General features: G+C 38.9%; 1 protein-coding gene. It reads right to left on the bottom strand.

What is annotated here, in order from left to right:
- The coding region (locus SB689_RS23555; protein WP_410694465.1) for a hypothetical protein at positions 1 to 257 on the bottom strand (257 nt) is incomplete at both ends.

The raw sequence follows: 257 nt of genomic DNA, 5'->3' as shown, positions 1-257 counted from the left end.
CTGTTATTTAAAATATTATTCACTGAAACACTCACCCCTACTCTGTACTTTCCAAATTGGAAAGACTTACCTGCGTTAGCATTCAGCATAAATTGATCGTCAAATTTCTTCTGTGCGGTAAGTTCTTGAATAAGCTCCGGTGTAACACCATCATAAAGAAGACCTCCTGTACCTGGAATAGTATACATTGCAGCCGTTTTATTGATTGCTGAGAAATCAAGATACTGATCCATCAGGTAGTTTGCAGACGCTCCTAC

Source organism: Chryseobacterium sp. SIMBA_038 (assembly GCF_046535115.1).
Taxonomy (GTDB): Bacteria; Bacteroidota; Bacteroidia; order Flavobacteriales; family Weeksellaceae; genus Chryseobacterium.
The sequence above is the reverse complement of the archived record's forward strand: the minus strand, read 5'-3'. Positions and strand labels throughout refer to the sequence as shown.